At 69.9% G+C, this 20,877-nt stretch carries 17 protein-coding genes and 1 pseudogene; 12 read left to right on the forward strand and 6 right to left on the reverse strand.

Annotated features, from left to right (window positions below; genetic code table 11):
• Positions 1 to 301 precede the first annotated feature (301 nt).
• Positions 302 to 838, reverse strand: a complete 537-nt coding sequence (locus tag AB0I60_RS26725; RefSeq protein ID WP_360734112.1) for a CGNR zinc finger domain-containing protein — start codon at positions 836 to 838, stop codon at positions 302 to 304.
• A 112-nt stretch (positions 839 to 950) separates the two neighbouring features.
• Here AB0I60_RS26725 and AB0I60_RS26730 point away from each other — a divergent pair, with 112 nt between their 5' ends.
• Positions 951 to 2,522, forward strand: coding sequence for an FAD-dependent monooxygenase (locus AB0I60_RS26730; protein ID WP_360734115.1), 1,572 nt, complete (start codon positions 951 to 953; stop codon positions 2,520 to 2,522).
• Positions 2,523 to 2,933: 411 nt separating this feature from the next.
• Here AB0I60_RS26730 and AB0I60_RS26735 read toward each other — a convergent pair whose 3' ends face one another.
• Positions 2,934 to 3,653, reverse strand: a complete 720-nt coding sequence (locus AB0I60_RS26735; RefSeq protein WP_360734118.1) for a spermidine synthase — start codon at positions 3,651 to 3,653, stop codon at positions 2,934 to 2,936.
• Positions 3,654 to 3,866: 213 nt separating this feature from the next.
• Here AB0I60_RS26735 and AB0I60_RS26740 point away from each other — a divergent pair, with 213 nt between their 5' ends.
• From AB0I60_RS26740 to AB0I60_RS26755, 4 genes are all read left to right on the forward strand, one after another.
• Positions 3,867 to 4,199, forward strand: coding sequence for a hypothetical protein (locus AB0I60_RS26740; protein ID WP_360734121.1), 333 nt, complete (start codon positions 3,867 to 3,869; stop codon positions 4,197 to 4,199).
• 62 nt (positions 4,200 to 4,261) lie between these two features.
• Positions 4,262 to 5,668, forward strand: coding sequence for a hypothetical protein (locus tag AB0I60_RS26745; protein WP_360734123.1), 1,407 nt, complete (start codon positions 4,262 to 4,264; stop codon positions 5,666 to 5,668).
• Between the two features lie 476 nt (positions 5,669 to 6,144).
• Positions 6,145 to 6,624: a GNAT family N-acetyltransferase gene (locus AB0I60_RS26750; RefSeq protein ID WP_360734126.1), complete on the forward strand. Its 480-nt coding sequence runs from the start codon at positions 6,145 to 6,147 to the stop codon at positions 6,622 to 6,624.
• 582 nt (positions 6,625 to 7,206) lie between these two features.
• Positions 7,207 to 8,124, forward strand: coding sequence for a hypothetical protein (locus tag AB0I60_RS26755; protein WP_360734128.1), 918 nt, complete (start codon positions 7,207 to 7,209; stop codon positions 8,122 to 8,124).
• A 281-nt stretch (positions 8,125 to 8,405) separates the two neighbouring features.
• On the opposite strand, the pseudogene AB0I60_RS26760 reads toward AB0I60_RS26755, so the two are convergent.
• Positions 8,406 to 8,561: pseudogene (locus AB0I60_RS26760) on the reverse strand (transposase); the annotation flags it as partial.
• A 913-nt stretch (positions 8,562 to 9,474) separates the two neighbouring features.
• Positions 9,475 to 10,440 (reverse strand): YafY family protein, encoded by a 966-nt coding sequence (locus AB0I60_RS26765; protein WP_360734130.1) that lies wholly within the window; start codon positions 10,438 to 10,440, stop codon positions 9,475 to 9,477.
• Between the two features lie 63 nt (positions 10,441 to 10,503).
• Between AB0I60_RS26765 and AB0I60_RS26770 the strand changes: the two genes are divergently transcribed.
• The 5 genes from AB0I60_RS26770 to AB0I60_RS26790 all read left to right on the forward strand — a co-directional run bounded on the left by AB0I60_RS26770 (position 10,504) and on the right by AB0I60_RS26790 (position 15,537).
• Positions 10,504 to 11,694: an epoxide hydrolase family protein gene (locus AB0I60_RS26770; protein ID WP_360734132.1), complete on the forward strand. Its 1,191-nt coding sequence runs from the start codon at positions 10,504 to 10,506 to the stop codon at positions 11,692 to 11,694.
• A 506-nt stretch (positions 11,695 to 12,200) separates the two neighbouring features.
• Entirely contained in the window at positions 12,201 to 12,812 is a 612-nt protein-coding gene (locus AB0I60_RS26775) for an isochorismatase family cysteine hydrolase (RefSeq protein WP_360734135.1), read from the forward strand.
• Positions 12,809 to 14,044 carry an MFS transporter gene (locus AB0I60_RS26780; protein ID WP_360734137.1) on the forward strand — a complete coding sequence of 412 codons (1,236 nt, stop codon included), beginning with the start codon at positions 12,809 to 12,811 and terminating at the stop codon, positions 14,042 to 14,044. Before AB0I60_RS26775 ends, AB0I60_RS26780 begins: the two co-directional genes overlap by 4 nt.
• Positions 14,045 to 14,057: 13 nt before the next feature.
• Positions 14,058 to 15,011: a LysR family transcriptional regulator gene (locus tag AB0I60_RS26785; protein ID WP_360734534.1), complete on the forward strand. Its 954-nt coding sequence runs from the start codon at positions 14,058 to 14,060 to the stop codon at positions 15,009 to 15,011.
• Positions 15,012 to 15,402: 391 nt separating this feature from the next.
• On the forward strand, positions 15,403 to 15,537 hold the full coding sequence (locus AB0I60_RS26790; RefSeq protein WP_360734140.1) for a hypothetical protein: 135 nt from the start codon (positions 15,403 to 15,405) through the stop codon (positions 15,535 to 15,537).
• Positions 15,538 to 16,070: 533 nt separating this feature from the next.
• On the opposite strand, the gene AB0I60_RS26795 is transcribed toward AB0I60_RS26790, so the two are convergent.
• A complete protein-coding gene (locus tag AB0I60_RS26795) occupies positions 16,071 to 16,586 on the reverse strand; it encodes a hypothetical protein (protein ID WP_360734143.1) in 516 nt (171 codons plus the stop codon).
• Between the two features lie 621 nt (positions 16,587 to 17,207).
• Between AB0I60_RS26795 and AB0I60_RS26800 the strand changes: the two genes are divergently transcribed.
• Both AB0I60_RS26800 and AB0I60_RS26805 read left to right on the forward strand, forming a co-directional pair.
• On the forward strand, positions 17,208 to 17,492 hold the full coding sequence (locus AB0I60_RS26800; protein WP_360734145.1) for a hypothetical protein: 285 nt from the start codon (positions 17,208 to 17,210) through the stop codon (positions 17,490 to 17,492).
• Between the two features lie 1,231 nt (positions 17,493 to 18,723).
• Positions 18,724 to 19,464: an SDR family NAD(P)-dependent oxidoreductase gene (locus AB0I60_RS26805; protein ID WP_360734148.1), complete on the forward strand. Its 741-nt coding sequence runs from the start codon at positions 18,724 to 18,726 to the stop codon at positions 19,462 to 19,464.
• 42 nt (positions 19,465 to 19,506) lie between these two features.
• Here the strand turns inward: AB0I60_RS26805 and AB0I60_RS26810 are convergent, their stop codons facing one another.
• Entirely contained in the window at positions 19,507 to 20,874 is a 1,368-nt protein-coding gene (locus AB0I60_RS26810; RefSeq protein WP_360734151.1) for an MFS transporter, read from the reverse strand.
• Positions 20,875 to 20,877: the final 3 nt, after the last annotated feature.

Here is a 20,877-nt window from a genome sequence, read left to right on the forward strand (position 1 = left end):
TCCAGTGACCACGAACGTTCGCCGGGTTGGAGACACCCCGGACGGCGTCCCGATCCTGGAACGGCGTTGATCTCATGCTCGGCGGTGACGTAGTCGCCGCCGGGGGTCGTGCCGGTCAGAGCACGTCGATCAACCGAGGACGAGGGCCGCCGTCTGCTCAACCACGTGCGGCGGGGCAAGCAGGGCACCATCCGTTCAGCGACCGGCGACGGCCGGGGCGATCGCGTGGACGGGATGTCGTACAGGCCCAAGCGAAGATGACCGCGGCCGTCTCGATGGCAGCCGGATGTGTCGATGTGGATCATCGGCTCCGGTCGCGGTGGGCGGCGACGCGGACGCGGGTTCCGCAGCGGGTCGAGCAGTAGCGCTGCGGGGTGCGGCGGCCCGTGTCGATGAAGTAGCGGCCGCATCGAGGGGCGGCGCAGCGGCCCCACGCGCAGTAGCCGCGTTCGCTGAGCCAGAGGGCGAGGGCGAGGGCGGCGGTGGACAGCAGCCAGCGGGCGGGCTGTGCTTCGTAGGGCGCTGTGGCACGGAGGGACCAGCGGCGTTCGGGGACGCGCTCCAGGCGGGGCCTGGCGGGGTACTGGTCGAGCAGGGCGTTGATCGCTTCGGCGGCGCTGTCCTCGTCGTCGAGGTCCAGGATTCCGGCGATGGCCGCTGCGGCCTCCCGCATCTCCCCCGCGGTGGTTTCGGTCAGCCGCAGCGGTGGGCCCCCATGCGCCTCCACGACGGCCTCCAGCCCCGCCGGCGTGGCGCCGGTCCCGTCCTGCACGGCGTTGACCAGGTCGGGCAGGAAGTACAGGCCGCGTGGATTGCCATCGGTGAACCGCTGGTCCATGGCTCGCCCCGTTTCTGTCGACAGCAGCAGTCCATCATCGCCCCTCCCATGGTAACGTCTAAAATCTGTCTAGTCGTTACCGAGGTGGTCGCACCCACTCGAAGGAGCCCCCATGACCGAATCGCACACGTCCGTACTGGTCGTCGGGGGCGGACCCGTCGGGCTCACCCTGTCCTGCCTGCTCTCGGATCAGGGCGTGGACCACGTCCTGATCGAGTCCCACCCCGGCACCTCCCGCCACCCCAAGGCCCGGGGCGTCTCGGCCCGGTCCATGGAGATCTTCCGACGGCTCGGGCTGGAGAACGAGGTCCGCGCGGCGGGGCTGCCTGCCGAGCAGGTCCACTTCTACCGGGGGCGCGACCTCGTCGACCCCGACTACGTCCGCAACGGTCTCGCCCAAGAGCCCGGCGAAGGCCCCGAGCACACGCCGTCGCCCGGCCTCATCTGCCCCCAGGACGCCCTGGAGCCGCTGCTGCTGCGCCGCGCCACGGAGCAGGTCGGCTCCCGCATCCGGTTCGCCGCCCGTCTGGTCTCCTTCGCCGACGACGGCCTCGGCGTGCGGGCAGTCGTCGAGGACCGGGCCACGGGCCGCCTGCACCACCTGCGCGCGGACTGGCTCGTCGGCTGCGACGGCGCTGCGAGCACCGTCCGCACCGGAGCCGGAGTCGGGATGGAGGGCCCCACCGGACTGGGGCGCTATCTCAGCGTCCGCTTCGAGGCGCCCCTGGGAGAGGTCGTCGCCGACCGCGCCAGCGCCTCGTACTTCCTCACCGTCCCCGGCCGGGGCGGGTTCATGGCCGTCGACAACGACCGCCACTGGATCTACCAGTACCCCCTCGGACCCGACGCCGAGACGGACCCGACGGACCACGAACTCCTGGCCGACCTCGTCCGCACGGCCGCAGGCATCCCCGGCCTGGACGTGACCGTCCACGACACGATGACGTGGCGCATGGACGCACAACTCGCCGCCTCCTACCGCCGCTCCCGCGTCCTGCTGGCAGGCGACGCCGCCCACGTCGTCCCGCCGACCGGCGGGCACGGCATGAACACCGGCATCGGCGACGCCGACAACCTCGCCTGGAAACTCGCCGCCGTCACCGCCGGGCAGGCCGGCGAAGCCCTTCTGGACACCTACGAAGCCGAGCGGCGCCCCCTCGCCCGCCAGGTCATCGACATCTCCACGGCCAACGCCACCAACCGCGCCGGCTACCGCATCGACGACGAACTCCTCCTGACCGCCACCTACCGCTCCACCGCCGTCATCCCCGACCGGGAACACACCGGCGAACACGGGGTTCTGGACCCGTCCGGGTACAGGCCCGGCTGCCGGCCGGGAGAACGCGCACCCCATGTCCGCCTCACCCCGGGGACCGCAGGCGTCACCTCCACCCTCGACCTCGTCGGCCCGGGCCTCACCCTGCTCACAGCCGAAGAGGACGCCCGGTGGCAGGCGCAGGCGGAAGCCGTACGGCACACCGGAATCCCGTTCACCCTCCGGGCCGTACGCACCGCCGGACAGCAGGCAACCGACCCCGGGCAGTGGGCACGCCTCCTCGGCGCCGACCACGCGAACGCCGCACTCCTGATACGCCCCGACGGACACATCGCCTGGCGCGGCACCATCCCGGCAGATCCGGAGACACTTCCAGCCCTCGTACGACGCGTACTCGCGAACCGGTGACTCCCGCCGGAACAGCCCAGCCGACTCATCTGTCGTCGAACGATCCTGGCAAAGCCGCCACCCACCTGCGCGGGCAGGCCCACGATGAGCTGGGTGACGCAGAGCGGCGAGCGCTGCACCGGGGCCGCGAGGTGCATCGCGGGCAGGACTTCAGCCGGCACCTGACCGCGACGCCGCAAATCCACTATCAGGAGGTGCGAGCAGCGACCCGGTCAGGTGACAAGGAGGCATCGGTCCCGTCCGATGTCGGCCTGGGGTTCAAGGATGACGTGGAGGGCCGGCGCGAGTCGTGGGATGCCGTCGAGCAGGCCCTTCAGCCGCGCCCACGACCACCAGGGCAGCGACGGCATCCGCCGCGTCCCCGCTCGGAAGACCCCGGACAGACGGCACTGCGACCAACGCCCGATCGGGTCAATCGGTTGCGGTGGTCGCCAGGTAGACGGTGTTGGTGGACTCGCCTCCTTGCAGGGGGTTGGGGAAGCGGACGACCTCCGCGGTGGTGTGCGCGAAGTGGGTGGACAGCGCTGCGGTGCAGTCCTCGTCCGGCGGGTCGTTGGACCACAGGGCGAACACACCACCGGGGTGCAGGCGGTCAGCGAGGCGGGCGATGCCGGCGGGCTGGTAGAAGTCGGCGTTGTCCGGGTGCAGCAGGTGGCGCGGCGAGTGGTCGATGTCGACTATGACGGCGTGGAAGCGTCGGTGGGGAACCTCCGGGTCGAATCCTTCCGGGGAGCGCGCCAGGGCGAAGAAGTCCCCGTGCGCGAGGGTGCAGCGGGGGTCTTCGGCCAGGTCGGTGCCGCCGGGTACCAGTCCCCGGCGATGCCAATCGATGACCGCGTCGAGGGCGTCGACGACGAGCAGGGAGCGCACGTTCGGGTCGGCCAGGACGGTGCGCGCGGTGTAGCCGAGCCCGAGGCCGCCCACGACCACGTCGAGGGGTGCGGACATCCCGGCGAGCGCGAGACGTGCCAGTTCCTCCTCGGCGGCGGTGAACAGGCTGGACATGAGGAACTCGTCGTCGAGCTTGATCTCGTGGACCTCGCGGTCGGCCACGGGATCCCAGCGGCGGCGCAGGACCAATTCGCCCAGGGTGGTCGGACGCCGGTCGAGTTCCTGGAAACGAGCACCCATCTGGTGTTCCCTCCGAGCGGGTTCGTGGCTGGTGTGGCGGGCCGGCGGTGTGCGTCGGACGTGTGGTCAGTGTGGACGGTGTCCTGGGGGACGCGCAGGTCGGCCCGACGACGGCTTCGTCCACCCCCGCGAATCGCAACAGGCGGATGTCCCACGGCGCTGTGCGGACCTTCGCTATGTTGTCGGTTCGGATTCGAGGCACCAGGGGTGGGGATGACCGAGAACTTCAATTTCCACGGTCCGACGACGTTCATCAACAGGCCGCAGAACACCGTCGTCCAAGACTTCCAGAACACGCACAACTCGGTGCACGGCGAGCAGTTGGCAGAGCTGTTGCGCCTCGTGCTGAGCAGCAAGGACCTCACCGACGAGGAACGCGAGAACACCGCGCGCCTGGTGGAGGAGGCCGCTGCGGCAGCGGACGGGGACGAGCCCGCAGCCGTGGAGCGGAAGTTGACGAGGATCGGTCGCATCGTGTCGAGGGCTGCCGACATCGCCACGCCGGCTTCGGTGATCGTGGACAGCGTCTCGTCGATGTTCACCTGAGTCTCGTCAGGCGACTTCCGCGCTCCGACCATTCTCCTCCATCGATACAGGGGCGATACCCGATGAGCGACCCCATGCGGCTCGATGCCGTCGTCTGGGTGGACGACCACGCGCTTCTCCAAGGCGCGCTCGGGCACAGTGCCGCCTACGTTCTCACGCACCGCACCGCCCCCGACGACCCTGCCCGGTGGGACAAGACGGACACGGAGGTCGCCTCCGGTCTGCTGGCGCTGGAAGTCGACCCGGGCACTGCGGTCGCCGACTTCGCGCGGCTCGCCCTGGACGAGTCGGGTGAGGGCCGCACCGATGTGGTGAAGGTCTGGGCGGAGGACGCCGTCACCGGGCAGCGCCTGCCGGACGAGTCCGTGCTCGGCGATGTCCTGGAGTCGGGCGACTTGGTGCTGGTCAAGGCCGAGGTGCCGCCGGACGCCTGCTACCAGTTGGACTCGCTGGGCAGACCGGAGGAGCTGTTCGACGTCCTCCACGTGGCCGCCGCGCTGGAGGTGGCGGCGTGGCCCAGGCTGTGGGGCGCGTTGCTGTACACCGAAGAGGACGTGGCGGTGGCCACGTACGTCCGCACGCACTTCGACCAGCTCAACGCCATGTCCGGTCCGCTCCTGCGCATCTTCGTGGTCGAACGCCCACCGGACTGGAGGCGCGCCAAGAAGTACTGGCGAGCCCACCTCGAACCGGCCCTGTTGCGCACGATGTCGGTGATGCGGTGGCTGCACTCGTCGCCTTACGACAAGAGCGGCCTCTACCAGGTGGCGCGTGAACTCGGCGTCGAGGCCGACCACTTCCCGTGCCTCGCCCTGTTCGGCGGCGACGACAACGACACCGTCGTCTTCCCGATCGAGTCGGCCGACCCGGCGTCGTTCCGCGAGCTGTTCGCCTCGATCCACCGGGCGGTGGGCGAGGAACCGGCCGACTACCAGGCAAGACAGGTCTACGACCGTTCCGGCCACCGCGACCCCGGCCGACCGGTGCTGCGCGGCGCGGCGGCACTGGAAGCGCTGGCGGCGTCCGCGTCGTGGGCGGACCGGGCCGCGCTGGCGCGGGTGAGCGCGGCGAAGAAAGCGCTGCGGCAGAAGGAGTTCCACGGACAGAACGTGGTCATCACCCACGGGACGTTGGAGAACGTCACCATCCACGGTCCGACGACCTTCATCAACAAGCCGGTCAACACGGTGATCAAAGACTTCCAGAACGCCCACACCTCCGCCCACGGCGCACGGCTCGCCGAGGTGCTGCGCCTGGTCCTCAACAGCGAGGGGCTGCCGCCCGAGGAGCGTGTGCACGTGGCCAAGCGGATCACGGAGACCGTGGACGAGTTGGAGTCGCCGACCGAGTACACCCGGTTCACCGTGCGATACGCACTGACCGACATCGGTTACCTGACCTCTCGTGACGAGAACATCGCACGGTCGGTGTCGGACATCATCAAAGCCATCCAGGAAGACTTCGCGTGAGGGCTGTCCCGCATCTCGGTAATCGGCCGCCCGGGTGGTCATGATGCGAGTGACTCGTTGTCCCGGGCGGAGCGGATCGCCGTCATCCCCCGGCTTCCTGCGCTGTTCGCGCCTGGCCGGGCCGTGAAGTCCGGCTGTCCGCCGCTGCCAGAACAGACGCCTGAAGGGCCGTGGTGGCCGATCAGCACACCGAGCGCGGTACGTGATCCAGTACTCGCCTCCCGCATCGGTGAAGCCGCCGCCGCAGAGTCGAGCGTGCATCTGGTTGCACAGCGCGCGCAGGGTGCGGCTCGCGTAGCGGTATCGGTCAAACGGCTTCGCCGTCGACTCCTGGACAGGCGTGATCGTCAGGCCACTCAGATGAAATTCCGCCTCCGGACCGCGCGCCTTCCGACGCCGACCACTTGGTGCTCGGCGTCGGTAGGGTTGATGCCTGGGCAAGGCGCATCCCGGATGACCCACGACGAAGGGCGACCATGGGAATCGAGGATCGGATCTCCGGCCCGGAGATCACCGTCCGGGACGCACTCGCCGCAGACGTGCCCCTCCTGGCTCAGGCGGACTCGGTGGCCACGGCCGGGCACTCCGGCAGGCGCGACGAGATCCTGCACTGGGTCGCCACCGCCGGCACCCGGGTCGCGCAGGCCCAGGGGCGGGTGGCCGGTTACTGCGTCACCGAGCACACGTTCTTCGGCCATGCCTTCGTCGCAATGCTCGTGGTCGCCGAGAACGCACGCGGTCTCGGAGTCGGCACCCGACTGCTGCTGGACGCGCAACAGCGCCGGACCAACCCCAAGCTGTTCACCTCCACGAACCTGTCCAACCAGCCCATGCAGCGGCTCCTGACCCGCCTCGGCTGGCAGTCGGCGGGAATCGTCCACGGCCTCGATGACGAAGACCCCGAACTGTTCTTCCGCGCCCCCGAGCCGGCCCCCGAGCACAGCCCGCCACGGTGAAGCAGGACTACCTCGATCAGCAGGACTACCCGCGCCTGCATTCCTGGCGAGCCGCCGCTGGCACAGCAGCGACCAAGATCACCGACAGGGTCGAGCCAGCGGCCCGTCGGTGAACCGCGTACGGATGATCCCACGGGCGCGGGCGGACCGGTCCTGCCGTGCTGGTGGGGCGGTGGCCCGCAGCGCTGACGCAGGCCGGGACGACGGGTTGGTGTTGGTGACCAACGCCAAGAGCGACTCGGTGTCGAGGTTCGACGCCCTGGCGGGCAAAGTGGTGGTGACCGTGCCCGTGGACGAACAGCCGGAGGGCATCGCGATCACGTCCTGTGCTGCCGGACGGGTTCACATGCCGGCGCACCGGGGCCAGTTCGCGCCGTTCGAGTACGCCTTCTACACCGGCCTCACCACGCGACATGGCCCGCGCCGGCGTCTGCAGGGCCGGGTGCTCGTCCACCGTGACCGGACGGTGGTCTTCCAGCGATTCGAGACGGCCCCTGAACCGGGGCGGGGAGCCGTACGTGGTGAGGGGTGTCGGCCGGTCGCAGTGACCGGCGCAACCCCTTCACCCAACGGAGAACTCCCATGCTGCGCAAGCATGTTGCGCCCCTTGCCGCCCTGGTGGCGTTCAGCGTCGCCGCGTTGACCGCCTGTGGAGCCGGCGACGCGGCCCAGCCCACGCCGCAGGACCAGCAGCACGACCGCGCGCCGGCGGCAGCGGTCTCGCTGCTGTCCGGCACCGCGCGGTCCAACCAGGCCGACGACCGGTCCGGGGACCTGGCCCCCGAGGACGCCCCGCAGGAGGTGAAGAACCGCTGGGTGCAGCTGCGGGCCGCCAAGGCGGGCGAGCTGAACCCGGTCGTGGTCAACGGCGCGGGCCTGACCCTCTACCGGTTCGACAAGGACACCGCGAACCCCTCGACGTCCACCTGCGCCGGCGACTGCGCCAAGACCTGGCCGCCGGTCACCATCGCCAAGGGTGCCAAGGTGTTCGTCGCCGGTGTGAAGAAGTCCGACGTGGGCACGGTCGCCCGGTCCGACGGGCAGCTCCAGGTGACGATCAAGGGCTGGCCGGTCTACCGGTTCGCGAAGGACACCAGGCCCGGCGACACCCTGGGCCAAGGCGTCGGCGGCACGTGGTTCGGCGTCACCCCTGATGGGCAGAAGGCAGGCAACCCGCAGTCGCCACAGCCCACCAAGCCCACCCGGACCCGCCCCACGCAGCCCACGCAGACGCAGCCGCCGGCCGAGCCCGCGACCTCGGTGACCCTGTTCACCGGCCGCAACTTCGACGACACCACCGGGGACGACTTCGCGCGCGGCCTCGCCGGCAAGGGCTGCCAGGACACCGACGGCGACTTCCTCTCCCTCACCGTCGACGGCTCGCTGAAGTTGTGGTCGGAGCCCGGCTGCAAGGGTACGTCCAAAGTGGTGACCGATGACGTACCGGACCTGTCCGCGATCGGTTTCCCGACCGGCCCCAAGTCCGTGTTCTTCGGTTGATGCGGATCCTCCTGGCGGCCACCGCCCTCGTGCCGGCCGGGCGCGCGACGAGCGTGCCCGGCACAGCCGTCGACGTGCCCGGCCGTGGCCGACGTCTCCGAGTACTGGCGCAAGCGGTTCCCCGACCTGTTCGGTCGGGAGTTCCCGCAGGTGCGCACCGACGACCCGGTCGCCTGGGACCGGATGCGGCTGCTGCCCGTCCTGGACGAGATCTCCGGCGTCGCCGTCCTCTCCCACGAACTGGGCCATGCCGTGCAGTTCCGGCTGGACCTGCCCGGCGACACGCCGTCCGAGAGCGGCAGATCCCGCCACCGACACCCGCTGGTCAACACGAACACAATCGCGGTGAACACCGCCCGGTCGTCCACCGGAGCCGTCCCACCACCCTGCGGACACACCGCGAACCGAGGGATCAACGGCTCCACCAGCGCCCACAACGAACGCCACCGCCACCTGGGTCAAGGCTCTGATGTGCTCCCACCGATCCGAGATCGAACGGACGACCTCTTCGCCGCGGTCGGGATCGGTTCTGGCGAGTGCCGCGCCGAGCTGCGTGCTCATCCGCGCCAGCCAGGTGGACATCTCGACCTGCCCGAGTTTGTGCCTCATGGTCTTGATCGCCGCTTCGGCTGCGTCGGTCAGGACACGCGCCCTGTCTTCCTGGTCGTTGTGAGCCAACGCGGACACCGTCCTCGTCAGCGCGACGCCGCGGTGGAATGGCATGTCGATCGAACCGGCGATGCGCTCCGCGTGGTCGAACTCCCCGACATGGGGAAGGGTGGAGGCGAATGGCCGGGCTGAGAAGAGGGGCGAACCCACCGGCCCGAGCACTGTAGAAGGGGGAAAAGCCGGGGTCGAAGACGCATCTCCTGACCTACCAGCGCGGAACACCGCTTCTGATCGTCATCTCACGTGGCAACACGCACGATGCCAACGGCCTCAAGCCGATGGTGTCCGGCCTGCTGCCGGGCCACGGCCCCGACCGGGGCGCCGACGCACACCACGGAAGCTGCACGCCGACAAGGTCTACGACACTGCCGAGCTGCGCCGATGGCTGCGCAGCAAACGGATCGGCGACCTGAACGGCACTGGTCCGTCGGCCGAACGAGAGCAGCGCAGACTCGACAACGCCGCTGCGCGGCGGTGAGAAGCGCCCAACGTCCACAGTTGCCCGCAGAGGTGTTGGCCGCCTTCGCCACGGTCGCGCCGGGTGCCGAATCCAAGGACGGAGTCGTCCCCTTCGTGCAGCACCGACGCCTGCAGCCAGGTCTCGATGTCCCTGGTTTTCACCACCTTGCAGCCCTCGTCAACGATAACGTCGCAGCAGAGCAGATCCCTGCCCCCTGTCCGTCACTGTCCGTTGTGGATCGCGTGGAGACAGCGGTCTGCCTGCGCGCGGAGGGCTTCGGTGAGTTCCGGTGGGCCGCTGACGAGGGTGAAGTCGGCGTCCACCGAGGTGATCATCCAGACCAGTGCTGCGGGGCTGTCCGCGCCGAGGTGAAGCAGGCAGCTGTGGTCGTCGACGGCTTCGACGACGCCCATTCCGGGCCAGACCCGGTCGGCTACGGCTTCGGCGGACCCGTGCAGGGCGACGGTCGCCTGGCAGGGCCAGGTTCGCGCGGACAGTTGGTGTGCCAGGTAGGTCGCGACGTCGCCGAAGGGTGGTTGTCTCGGGGTGAAGCGGGGACCGGTGGGAATCCGCGGGATCAGTCGGTCCACCCGGAAGGTGCGCCAGTCGTCCCGGTCGGTGTCGAAGGCGACGAGGTACCAGTGTCGGCCGAAGCTGACCAGGCTGTGCGGTTCCACGGATCGGGTCGTGTCGCCGCTGCGGGGGCTGGTGTAGTCGAATCGCAGCTTGTCGTGGCGGCGGCAGGATTCGGCGATGGCCATCAGGGTGTCCGCCGAGACCTGCGGGCCGGGTGCCACCCCGGCTCGGACGGTGGCGGAGTGCAAGGTGCGCACTCGGTGTCGGAGCCGGGACGGCAGCACCTGTTCGAGCTTGGTGAGCGCGCGCAGCGAGGCGTTCTCGATTCCCGCCACCGAGCCGCCCGTGGCCGTGCGCAGGCCGACCACCACCGCGACGGCCTCCTCGTCATCGAGCAACAGCGGCGGCAGGGCCGCACCGGCGCCCAGCCGGTAGCCTGCGGTGCCTTGTGCCGCGTGCACGGGATAGCCCAGTTCACGCAGCCGTTCCACGTCCCGGCGCACCGTGCGGGTGGTCACGCCGAGCCGGTCCGCAAGTTCGGTGCCGGACCACTCATGGTGCGCTTGCAGGAGTGAGAGCAGTTTCAGCAGTCTTGCCGAGGTCTCGACCACAGCGGCAAGTATGCCCGATTCTTAGGAACGAAGTAGTCCTAACCTGCCCCTAGCGTGGTGGCCATGACGAAAGCACAGCCGGGCATCCGCCCCTTCCGCATCGACATCCCGCAGGCGCGACTGGATGATCTGCACGCGCGGTTGGCCAACACCCGGTGGCCGGACGAACTGCCCGGGGTCGGCTGGAGCCGGGGCGTCCCGGTCGGCTACCTGAAAGAGCTGGCCGAGTACTGGCGCACCGGCTACGACTGGCGGACGTGCGAGGCCGAGCTGAACCAGCACCCGCAGTTCATCACCACCATCGACGGGCAGAACATCCACTTCCTGCACGTGCGCTCGCCGGAGCCGGACGCGACCCCGCTGGTGCTGGTGCACGGCTGGCCCGGCGGGGTCGTGGACTTCCTCGACGTGATCGGACCGCTGACCGATCCCCGGTCGCACGGCGCGGATCCGGGCGAAGCGTTCCACCTGGTGATCCCGTCACTGCCCGGATTCGGGTTCTCCACCCCGTTGACCGGGCCGGGCATGAACGCGGCGCGGATGGCCGGGCTGCTGGTGCGCCTGATGTCCGAACTGGGCTACGACCGGTACGGCGTGCACGGCTACGACACCGGCTCGTGGGTGGCTCCCGAGATGGGCAAGCAGGCCCCCGAGCACGTGATCGGCGTCCATGTCAGTGCCATGATCACGTTCCCGCTCGGGCTCGACGGAGAGATGGACGGCTTGACCGAGGTCGAACAGCGGCGCTGGCAAGCGATGCAGAACTTCAACGACGGCTACCTCCAGTGCAACTCCAAACGGCCGCAGACCGTGGCCTACGGGCTGCACGACTCACCGGTCGGCCAGCTCGCCTGGATCGTGGAGAAGTTCAAGGAGCTCACCGACCCGCAGGACGGGCTGCCCGAGGACAGCGTCGACCGCGACCGGATGCTCACCGACGTCTCGGTGTACTGGTTGACCGGAACGGCGGGCCCGGCGGCCCAGGTGTACTACGAGGAGATCTCCGCAGCCGAGTGGAGCGAGTCCGGCGGGCAGTGGGACGGTGACGGGCAGGACTGGGCGGCGAGCAGTCGCGGCACGGTGCCGACCGGGGTGCTGGTCTCCGCGCACGACGTGACCATCCGGCGCTGGGCCGAGCGCGACCACAACATCGTGCACTGGACCGAATTGGCTGCCGGCGGGCACTTCCTGGCCATGGAGGCGCCGGACACGGTGGTCACCGACGTCCGCGCGTTCTTCCGGAAGGTGCGCTGACGTGAGCGCCCGCAGGCCCGGCAGGGTGGTGCCGGGCCTGCGGGCCGCGCTCTGCTGCAACGGCCGCTGTCGACCCGCCGTGCGGACCTTCCGGTGTTCATCGCGGTGGAACGCGTGTCCGGGATGAACGCGCAGGTCCCAGCCTGCCGTAGGAATCGCCGATGACGCTCCAGTCGAGCGCATCTCCGGACCCCACCATTGCGACGAAGCCACCTCAGCCTCGATCGGCCGAGCGTCCGGGTCGCCGGTGGCCGGCGGCAACCACCGGCCACCGTGCGCTCAGCAGGTCGCGCGGTGTGGTGATCATTTCGGTGATCGTGCCGAAGAATGTGCGCCGACCGCCGGGAACCGCGCACGACTTCGCCCGGCGCCACCGACGGGCGGGCTCGCGCCCGCACATGGGCGACCCGACGGCCGGGAGGGTATAGGCGATTTCAATGCCAGCACGGCGGTGGGCCGTGTTAGCGTCACGACACAATTCTTCGTGACGGCCGTGAAGGACCGATATGACGACCCCTCCCTGGATTGTCGATCCAGCCACCTGCGCGTTGCTCGTCATCGACATGCAGAATGATTTCGTGCGCGAGGGTTTTCCGATGGCCGTGCCGATGGCCCGCGAGCGGGTGCCGGTCATGCGGGAAGTAATCGACACGTGCCGGGGCTCGGGAATTCCTGTGATCTACACGCAGCACATCCTTTATGACACCTTCGACGTGTCACCGCTGGAGACCTCGTACATTCCTCGACTGCGCGAATCCGGTATGCGCGACGGCAGCCACGGCGCGGAGATCATCGAGGAACTCGCGCCGGAGCCGGGCGAGATGGTGATCCGGAAACACCGGTACGACGCCTACCACAACACACCGCTGCACAGCGTGCTGAACACGATCCGGGGATTGCGGCGGGTGGACACGGTGATCATCATCGGCACCCTGACCGAGGCGTGCTGCGAATCGACCGCCCGCAGTGCGTACATGCACGACTACCGCGTCGCCTTCATCGAGGACGCGACCGGAGCCCTTTCCGATTCCGCGCAGGAGGCGACGCTCCGCTCCATCCGAGGTTTCTTCGGCCGGGTGCTGCCCGCGTCCGCGCTCACCGAGGAGCTGGGTGCATGAGCAAGGACGTCCGTTACGAGCGCAGGGCGGTCACCCTGCTCGCGTTGGGCTTCGGCCTGGTCGGCCTCGACCGGTGGATCATCGCCCCGCTGTTCCCCGCGATGGCCGACGAGCTCGGCCTCGACTACCAGGACCTCGGCGGCATCGTCGGCGCGCTCGGCGTGGCCTGGGGCGTGTCGTCGCTGCTGATGGGCCGGTTGTCCGACCGGATCGGCCGCCGGAAGGTGCTCGTCCCCGGCATCCTGCTGTTCTCGCTGTGCACGGCGTTCACCGGACTGGCCGGCGGGCTGTTCAGCCTGATCGCCATCCGGCTGGTCATCGGGCTGACCGAGGGGGCGTACAGCCCGGCGGCATTCGCCGCGACCGCGGAGGCGTCCCATCCGAAGCGCCGCGGTCTCAACATGGGCATCCAGCAGAGCACGTTCGCGCTCTTCGGGGTCGGCCTCGGACCGATCCTCGCCACCCAGCTGCTCCAGGTGCTGCCGAGCTGGCACTGGGTGTTCGCGCTCCTGATCGTGCCCGGCATCGTGCTGGCCGTCCTGCTGTCCAGGGTGATCAGGGAACCGGACGTGCTCGTCGTGCCCGCCCCGGTCGCGGCCGAGCGGCCGAAGTGGCGCCACCTGTTCCGGCACCGCAACATCCCGCTGGCCATCGTCGCCCTGTGCGGCACGATGACGTGCATCTTCGTGCTCAGCGCGATGGTGCCCAGCTACCTCACCGACTTCCTGCACCTGAGCACCGTGCAGATGGGGATGATCGCCTCGGGCATCGGGTTCGGCGCGTTCTTCGGCCAGCTCGTCATCCCCGGCGCGTCCGACCGGATCGGCCGCAGGCCCGCCGTGCTGGTCGCACTGGTGCTGTGCGCCGCGCTGCTGGTCGTGTTCGCCGCGCAGGGCCCCGTGATGCCCGTGCTGTTCCTGCTGCTGTTCTTCGTCGCGTTCGGCGCGAACGGGTGCCTGGCGCTGATCGTGGGCGCGTTGACGGTGGAGTCCGTGCCGCCCGCGCTGGCCGCCACCGCCATCGGGACCGTGATGGGCATCGGCGAGATCTTCGGCGGCGGTGTCGCACCCGTGGTCGCGGGCTACCTCTCGAAGCACTACGGCATCCAGTACTCGCTGTACCTGGCGCTGGGCGGGTTGCTCGTCGCCGTGGTCACGGCGGTGTTCTTCGTGGAGACCGCGCCGCGCAGGTCACGCCGGGCCGCACCTGCGGCGCGGTCCGAAGTGGTGTGAGACGGTGGACGGCATGGACTTGGAGGGCGTGCGGTCGTTCCTGGCTGTGGCCAAGCACCACACCATCTCCAAGGCCGCCGCCAGCCTGTACGTGACCCAGCCGACGATGAGCCTGCGGCTGCGCCGCCTGGAGGAGGGGCTCGGCTTCCCGTTGTTCGAACGGGGGTGGCGCGGTGTCACCCTGACCCGCCAGGGCGCGTACTTCCTGCCGTACGCCGCCCAACTGGTCCGGGACCTGGCCAGCGCGACGGAGGTGCTCGGTGAGGCGGGTCAGGGCCGCCCGCTGAGCTTCGCGACCGTCGCGCGGGACCAGGAGGACCAGCTCGTCGTCGGGGTGGACTCGTGGCTCACCGGCCGGATGACGGACGCGGTCGTGGACACGTTCGACGCCGCGGTGGGACCGCACGGCTTCCGGATCACCGGCAGGCCGGCACCCACCCTGATCGACCTGCTCGAACTGGAGCACATCGACTACGCCGTGTTCTACTCGACGGGCACGGGCGACGCCATCCACGCGCGTCCGCTGCTCCGCGACCGGATGGTGCTGGTGCACCGCGAGGACCTCGTGGTGGACGGCGAGCGGGAGTCCGCCGTCCGCGAGGCGCTGTCGGCCCACGACTTCCTGCTGTTCGACAACCCCGTGCTGACCCACCACGCGGGCGTCACCACCCGGCTGATCGACGACTACGGCCTCACCCGGTTCCGCGTGGTCGACGACCTCGACGTGATGCTTTCCCTGCTGCGCAAGGGCGGCACGATCTCGATCCTCCCGATCAGCGCGATCCCGCCGGACTCGCGGGGCGACACGATCACGGTCACCGAACTCGGCCGGTTCCCGCCGGAGATCACCATCGACCTCGGCTGGCACGCGCGCAGCGGCCGGGTGGCCGAGGCCGAGGCATTCCACGCGGCGATCGCCGCCCGACACGCCGGACCGGACGCCCCCGCGTTCCAGGCGGCACCGTGACCCCCACGAAGCCGGCGGCGGATGGTCCGTTCGCATGTCACGCTCAGCGGCTGTGAGGTCCACCGGTTCGGCACCGCGCAAATCGGCGACGACGGGCAGGCTCATGCGGTTGTCGTGGCGTTCTTCCGGGATCTGTACCGTTCGCAGGCTTACCTGGTGCAGAGCTCCGACTTGAAGTCCGACACGGTTTTCGGTGTCGGCGTCGTAGACCTTGGGGAGGTTGCGGGCAGCCCGGTCGAGGAACCGTCTGTAAGAGTTCCTGTCGTGCAGGTTCTGCCGCACGTCAGGCACCGGTGTTCGGAGGGGCAAGATTCAGGGTGAGCGCAGCATCACCAATGTCACGCTGGCGGCCTCTGCGAAATGGACCACCGGACCGGCGAGGTTGATTCCGGTGGCCAATACCGATCGCTACCTCGGCCCGTCTCACCGCAGCCGCAGTGCGGCGGGCGAGATCGCACCACTCCGCAGCGGCCAAACCGGTCTGGACGGCGGCGAGCACGGCGAGCACCCGCCGCTGCCGTGGTGAACCCGCTCTGCATCATCGTCATGACGACGGCCCTGCGCGTAACCGTCCGATTCCGTCGAAGACCGACGGTACGGCGATCCGGGCTCCGGAGGTGAATGCCTCCTGCGGCGGGGGCGCGTCGAGGAACCAGCCACCCCTTGGACTGCCGTCACCGCGCAGCTTCACCCCGCCCTGCCACAGCACCGGCACCGGCAGCGGGGAGGTGGAGGGTGACGTCGTGGCGGTCTTGGGCTCGACGGCGGTCGTCCTGGGTACTGAGGTCGTTGGCCCCGCCTGACCGAGGGCCCCGAAGCGAACACGTCAGCGCCACCAGCCTCGCGTCCGGGTCAACTCCGTGGACCGGTTCCGGTGTCTTCGCCTCGCTGGCACAGTCGGACGGTCTTCGTTCCATGGCGTGTCGTCGCCGTCAGCTGCCGTGCACCACGAGCCGGTGCCTGGACGCCTCCACGACCGCAGCCATGTCCGGGCGCGGAGTGGATGAGCCGGAACGGCACCAGCGTGAACGCAATCGTCCTCCTGCCGACAGTCCATGCTCAGGAAAGGTGGTAGGTCTTGCCCGGCAGCAGTTCGATGCAGTAGTCCGGTTTTGCGTTCCCCAGGCCGGCGATCGCCATGAGAGCTTCACTGCCCGAGAACCTGCACGCCCAAGCGGTGCCCTGCTTCGGGACCTCGCTGACCGGGAACTCGCCCAGCACCTGCTCGCCGTAGTTCTCGTCGTCCTGCTGCCGCAGCGGAGATTGCGTCGTCGCCTCAGGCGCCAGCGGAGTGGCCACACAACCGTTGGGCACCGCGTCATCAGGCACCAACGCGCGCACACTGACCTTCACCTTGCCGCTCACCGGGTCGGCCTCGCTGACGCAGCCCGCTATCCGCAAGCTCTTGATCCGCTCCTCGCTCGTGCTCTTGAACAACGCCTTCTGTTCATGTCGCACGGAGACCTGTGTCGCACCCGACACCCCGGTCGTCGACACCACCGCCAAGCTCACCACGAGAGCGGCCGCAAGTCCCTTGTAACCCATCACGACTCCAATCAACGACAAGTCGGTCACGCCTCCCGAATACCCGCTCGCGGGCGTAGGTCCCTCCCCGCCGGTAGAACAACCCGTTCGAGCGACGATCGAGGCCGCCCACGGACGCGATGTGCCGGTGGAGTTGCGAGTCACGAGGCCGATCACACAGCGCGACAGCCACGACTGCCACAACATCCAGAGAACCCGCACCGATGACGCCGACAAGCTGGAGAGGCCGCTCCAGGCCGTCCAGCGTGCCAGGTGGACGGCCTGATCGACTCGAAGACCTCGCCCACCTGGTCCATCCGGTCCGACTCCTGCCGGTGCAGGCCGACCGGTCCGGCGCGGCCGAGGTGTGGCAGGCGGCCGAGTTCACGCAGCACACGGGCTCGTTCAAGGCCCGGGGCGCGGTCAGCTTCACTGCAGGAGCAGGCCATGCCGGAGGCCAGGGTGGTCATCACCTCCGGGAGCAACGCCGGACCGAACTGCGCGTGGGCGGCCAGGCAGCACAGCATCACCGCGACGGTGCCAGACCCGGAGACCGCACCCGAGCACGGTCGCCTCGCACGCCTACTACCACCCGCTCATCGCTGCGGGCGCGGGCACCTTGGTCGGGGAGAGCGCCCGCTCTCCCCGACTTCAGACCGCACCTCCGGCGGGATGACGATCGTCGTGTCGGTAGGCGACGGGAGCCTGTTCATCGAAGTCGCCACCGCCGCTGTCCATCATGGCCTGCGCGTGGTGTCCGTAGAACCCGAGGACTGCCGCGCCCTCAACGCCGCCCTAGAGCACGGCCGGCCGGTCGACGTCGGGGTCCGTTCCATCGCCGCGGACTCCCCTGGCGCGCGCCGCGTGTCCGACTTGGCGTTGAAGGCCGCCCGACGCGCGCAGACGCACTCGGTCCCGGTCGACGCCACCATCGCCGCCGCCCGCCAGACCTTGTAGAACGACCGCCGCACCGCCGTGGACCACGGTGCCGCCACCGCGCTCACAGCCCTGCACACCGGCACCCACCAGCCCGGACCCGACGACCGCGTCATCGTCGTGCTCTGCGGCGCCAACACCGACTCCGCCGACCTCGTCAGCCGCAGGAGAACAACCACCGGCGACCCTTGCGACCAGTCCTGCCCGGCACGACTGCGGCTGGATCCACGACCGACGCCAAGTCGTCAGGGACCCCGCGCGGCGCACGGCGTCCACGGCACGGACTTCCAGGGCACCGACACCGCTCCACTGGGTCCGACTGCACGCCGTTTCCCGGAGCAACCCACTGCAGTGGTGTCGCGTCGGGTCATGTCGGCTGCGTGTGGTCAAGGGCGGAATGGTTTCTCGGTGGCATGTAGAACGCTTCCTCCCTGCGGCTCGCCGCAGACTGATCGTCGGGATACCCGCCGTTCACCGACCGCGCATCCGGACGTCGCCCCGGCGTCGGGACCCGGTCGGCTCCCCAGACCAGGCAGAGCGGCAGGAGGCCCGTCCACCGGAGAGGAAGTGCTGCCCGAACACCGAAGGGAAGGTGCTGGAACTGGGTGCACCACCGTCGAGCGTGGCGAGCCGTCCACGGCTACGTTCCCTCAGGGACGCGGTAGCGTGGCGACTGCCGACCGCTGGTCCGGGCACTTCGTCGTGAACCGGCGGGATTCGCGTTCTGGGCGGATCGGAACACGGCACCGGCTGGTTTCGTCCCCTGCCCCGGTGCCACCAACATTGAGGGGAACCCCAGCCAGGCCGCCCAAGTACTCGGCATGACCGCCAACGGCGTGTCCGCTCTGGCCTGCCGAGCCCGGGAGGGACTGCGCGAGGTGCACCTCCAGGCCGGTCACTCCATTCGCCACCTTCGTCTGTCTGGCTCAGTCCCCGAAGTTCCTTCTCAGATCAGCGATTGAGGCGCGCGCCGGCACCGTCCCACATCACGCCATGACGTCCACACCATCGTCGGAACGAACAGTCAGACCCCCTCGAACCGAAAGAACAGCACCGTTTGAGATCGGTTCACCACTCCGCATGTGCGATCATCGTTGTGCGCCTTGGCTCTAGGGTATGTGCAAAGCACTCGTTCGCACGCTCCCGCGATCCACCGACATGACGTAGCGTGCGACGTGGAGACGACCTTCCCGGCGACCGTGCCGGCACTGTTGCGATCGTCCTTTTGCGACACATTCTGCGAGGAGCGGCCATGAGTGACGAACCCGACTCCGACCTCCGTTCCCGGAGGGCGTTGATCACCGGGTCCACCAACGGTATCGGGCGCGCATCGGCCGTGCGGCTCGCCGACATGGGCTTCACCGTGATCGTCCACGGCCGTGACGTCGAGCGTGGTGCGCAGGTGGTGGCAGAGATCGAGCGGTGCGGTGGAGTGGCCGAGTTCGTCGCGGCCGACTTGGCGGATGCCGCCGCCGTCGCCCGCTTGGCCGCAGCGGTGGGACCGGTGGACGTCCTGGTCAACAACGGGGGGTTCTGTGCGTGGGGATCGACCGCCGAGATCGCTTCCGGGACCGTCGACTCGTTGCTGGCGGTCAATGTGCGGGCTCCGTTCCTGCTCGTGGGGGCGCTCGTTCCGGGCATGGCCGAGCGCGGCCGGGGCAGCGTCGTGAACATCTCCAGCATGGCGGCGTCGTTGGGTCTGCCCGGTGGCGCACCGTGCGCCGCGGCCATGGCGGCGGTCAACGGGATGACCCGCGCGTGGGCGGCCGAGTACAGCGGGACCGGGGTGCGGGTCAACGCCGTCGCTCCGGGGCCGGTCCACACCAACCCGGACCTGGTGGAGTTCATCGACGGGCTCGGTGCCACGACCCCGATGCGCCGCGCCGCCCGGCCCGAGGAGATCGCGGAGCTCGTCGCCTTCCTGGCCTCGGACCGGTCCAGCTACATCACCGGTGCGGTCCTGCCCGTCGACGGCGGGCGCACCGCCGTCTGAGGCGGCGGTGCGGGTCCGGGGGTCCACGCCGCCGTGGGTGGATCACCGGAGTCGCGCCGCGAGGAGCCGCACGGCGAGGGTCCCGGCCAGTGTGCCGAGCACGATCAGCGTCATCGCCCAGGTGTGCACGGCGGTGACCGAGGTGGTGCCGAGGGCCACGGCGGTGACCAGAGCGAGCCCGAGTGCCCCGCCGCCCTGCTGGCACGTCGTCACCACGCCGGCGGCGACCGCGTGCGACCGGTCGGGCACGCCTGTGACGGCCAGTGCGGTCGCTGCGGGGAAGATGGCGGCCAGGCCGAGGCCGACCAGGGTCGACGCGGGCAGGAACGTCAGGGCGTAGGGGCGGTCCGGTCCGACGGTCAGGAAGAGCGCCATCCCCACCGCCTCCAGTGCCATCCCGGCGGTGATGACGGGGACCGCGCCCCAGCGGCCGGCGGCACGTGCGCCGGTGCCGGAGAGCAGCGCGACCGCCGCGCCCTGCGGGAGGAAGGCGAGTCCGGCCTGGAGCGCCGAGTAGCCGAGTTCGCCCTGCAGGCCGAGGTTGAGGTGGTAGAGCGAGGCGGCGATGCCGGCGAAGGCGACCAGGAGCGCCAGCCCGCCGAGCCGGGTTCCCGGCGCGCGCGCCACTTCGGCCGGCACGAGCGGCTGGGCGGCGGTGCGCTGCCGCGTGACGAAGGCCGCGAGGAAGGCGGCGCCCAGCAACCCGGTGACGACCGCCGGTCCCGCCTGCCCGGGTTCCGGGGAGGCGGCCAGGGCGAAGGTGACACCGGTCAGGCCCACCGTCCCGGTCACCGCCCCGAGCCAGTCGACCGGGGCCGGCCGCTCGACGCCCTCGTCGGCCGGGATCGCGCGGCGGGCGACGACGAGCACGAGCGCGGCCAGCGGGACGTAGATGCCGAAACCCCATCGCCAGCCGAACAGCGTCGTCACCACGCCGGTGACCACCAGTCCCAGGGAGAAGCCGCCGGCTCCCATCGCGCTGTAGAAGCCGAGTGCACGTTCGCGCGGCCCTCCTGCGGCGAAGGTCGTGGTGACCACGGCGATCGCAGCGGGCAGCGAGAGCGTGGCACCCGCGCCTTGGAGCACGCGCCCGGTCACGAGCACGGTGGCGTCGGCGGCCAGGAACGCCGCCGCCGAGCCGATGCCGAACAGCAGCACGCCGATCATGAAGACCCGGCGGCGTCCGTAGCGGTCGGCGCAGCGGCCGGCGGCGAGGAGACCGCCTGCGACGACGACGAGGAACGCCGACACCGTCACCTGGAGGACGAAGGGCGACAGGGCGAGGTCGTCGCGGATCAGGGGTGCCTGCACGTTGATGCTCGACAGGCTCATCCCTTCGAACAGCAGCGCGCCGCAGACCGTGAGCAGCCTCGCCCATTCCCGCGCCGTGAAAGCCGCTGGACGCGACACCGG

Source organism: Actinosynnema sp. NPDC050436, from assembly GCF_040655415.1.
In the GTDB taxonomy this organism is placed as follows: domain Bacteria; phylum Actinomycetota; class Actinomycetes; order Mycobacteriales; family Pseudonocardiaceae; genus Actinosynnema.